Raw genomic sequence first — 2,623 nt, 5'->3', positions numbered from 1 at the left:
AGGCGCTCGCCGACCAGCACGACGTCGGCGGCCCCGAGCCCGAGGGACTCGTCGTCGGCCAGGGCCGCGAGGGCCTTGGCCTCGTCGCCGGGCGTGGTGGGCACCAGGCGTCCACCGGCCTTGGACAGGCCGCGGGTGGTGTGGCTGGCGATCGCCACCACCTGGGTGCCGTGCTGGCGGTGGGCCTTGCGCAGCCGCAGGAAGATCGTGGCGGCCTCGTCCTCGGGCTCCAGGCCCGCGAGCACGACGGTGCCGGCGTGCTCGAGGTCGGCGTGGGTGACGCCGAGCCCGGTGCCGGCGACGAGCGCGGCCAGGAAGTCGGCCTCCTCGACCGAGTGCGGGCGGGCCCGGAAGTCGACGTCGTTGGTGCCGATCGCGACCCGCGCCAGCTTGGCGTAGGCGTACGCGTCCTCGAGCGGCAGGCGTCCGCCGGGCAGCACGCCGACGCGCGAGCCGAGCGCGGCGAGCCCGCGTCCGGCGACGGCCAGCGCGGCGGGCCACGAGGCCGGCTCGAGCTCACCGGAGTCGGGGTCGCGGACGAGCGGGTGGGTCAGGCGGTCGGGACGCGTGGGCCAGGTGAAGCAGAAGCGGTCCTTGTCGCTGATCCACTCCTCGTTGACCTCGGGGTCGTCGCCGGCCAGGCGGCGCATGACCTTGCCGCGACGGTGGTCGACGCGCACCGCTGCGCCGCACGAGTCGTGCTCGGCCACCGACGGCGTCGAGACGAGGTCGAACGGGCGCGAGCGGAAGCGGTAGGACGCGCTGGTGAGCGCACCGACCGGGCAGATCTGGATGGTGTTGCCCGAGAAGTAGGAGTCGAACGGCTCGCGCTCGTAGATGCCCACCTGCTGCAGGGCGCCGCGCTCGACGAGTGCGATGAAGGGGTCGCCGGCGATCTGCTCGGAGAAGCGGGTGCAGCGGGCGCAGAGCACGCAGCGCTCGCGGTCGAGCAGCACCTGGCTCGAGATGTTGATCGGCTTGGCGTAGGTGCGCTTGGTCTCGGTGAAGCGCGACTCGCCCTCGCCGTTGCTCATCGCCTGGTTCTGCAGGGGGCACTCGCCGCCCTTGTCGCAGACCGGGCAGTCGAGCGGGTGGTTGATCAGCAGGAACTCCATGATCCCGTGCTGCGCCTTCTCGGCGACCGGCGAGGAGACCTGCGTCCGGACCACCATGCCGGGCATGACGGGCTGCGTGCACGACGCGGTGGGCTTGGGCGCCCCACGTCCGTTGCCCATGTCGGGGATCTCGACGAGGCACTGGCGGCACGCGCCCACGGGCTCGAGGAGCGGGTGGTCGCAGAACCGCGGGATGGCGACGCCCATCAGCTCGGCGGCGCGGATGAGCAGGGTGTCCTTGGGGACGCTGACCTCGACGTCGTCGATGGTGAGCGTGACGAGCTCGACCGGCGTGGTGTCCGCCTGCGCCGAGCCCTCCTTCGCGACGGTCATACGCTCGCTCCCTGGGTGGTGCGGAGGGACTCACGGACGGGCGCCAGCGCGGACGCCTCGTAGGGGAACAGCTCCCACGCGGGGGTGGTCATGCCGGCCTCGAACTCGGAGCGGAAGTGCCGGATGCCCGAGGTGATCGGGGCGGCGGCACCGTCGGCGAGCGCGCAGAACGAGCGGCCGACGATGTTGTCGCACAGGTCGAGCAGCAGGTCGACGTCGCCCTCGCGGCCCTGGCCGGCCTCGAGGCGCTGCAGCGCCTGCACGAGCCACCAGGTGCCCTCGCGGCACGGGGTGCACTTGCCGCAGGACTCGTGCTTGTAGAACTCGGTCCAGCGCAGCACGCAGCGCACCAGCGACGTGGTCTGGTCGAAGACCTGCAGGGCCTTGGTGCCCAGCATCGAGCCGGCGCCGCCGACGCCCTCGTAGTCCAGCGGCACGTCGAGGTGCTCCTCGGTGAGGATCGGCGTCGACGAGCCGCCGGGCGTCCAGAACTTGAGCGTGCTGCCCTCGCGCATGCCGCCGGCGAGGTCGAGCAGCTGGCGCAGCGTGATGCCGAGCGGCGCCTCGAACTGGCCGGGGTTCCGCACGTGGCCCGACAGCGAGTACAGCGTCATGCCCTTGGACTTCTCGGTGCCCATGGACGAGAACCAGTCGACGCCGCGCTCGAGGATCGCGGGCACGGACGCGATCGACTCGACGTTGTTGATCACCGTGGGGCAGGCGTAGAGCCCGGCGACGGCCGGGAACGGCGGGCGCAGGCGGGGCTGGCCGCGTCGACCCTCCAGGGAGTCGAGCAGCGCGGTCTCCTCGCCGCAGATGTACGCGCCGGCGCCGGCGTGCACGACGACATCGATGTCGGCGCCCGAGCCCAGCACGTTCTTGCCGAGCAGGCCCTTGGCGTAGGCCTCGGCGACGGCGGCCTGCAGGCGTCGCACGACGTGCAGCACCTCGCCGCGGACGTAGATGAAGGCGGTGCTCGCCCGGATGGCGTGGCAGGTGATCGCCACGCCCTCGACGAGGGTGTGCGGCGAGGCCATCATCAGCGGGATGTCCTTGCAGGTGCCCGGCTCGGACTCGTCGGCGTTGACCACCAGGTAGTGCGGCTTGCCGTCGCCTTGGGGAATGAAGCCCCACTTCATGCCGGTGGGGAAGCCGGCGCCGCCGCGCCCGCGCAG

At 72.4% G+C, this 2,623-nt stretch carries 2 protein-coding genes; both read right to left on the bottom strand.

Going from position 1 to position 2,623, the window contains the following annotated elements:
* Nucleotides 1-1,448: NADH-quinone oxidoreductase subunit G (locus ACI6PP_RS23080; RefSeq protein ID WP_421114097.1), on the bottom strand; the 1,448-nt coding region annotated here is incomplete at its 3' end.
* Nucleotides 1,445-2,623, bottom strand: a 1,179-nt coding sequence (gene nuoF / locus ACI6PP_RS23075) for an NADH-quinone oxidoreductase subunit NuoF (RefSeq protein ID WP_421114096.1), incomplete at its 5' end; no start/stop codon positions are given. The genes ACI6PP_RS23080 and nuoF, both read right to left, overlap by 4 nt.

The organism is Solicola agrisoli, assembly GCF_049059935.1.
Taxonomy (GTDB): domain Bacteria; phylum Actinomycetota; class Actinomycetes; order Propionibacteriales; family Nocardioidaceae; genus JAURVT01.
This window is presented reverse-complemented; position numbering and strand designations above follow the sequence as displayed.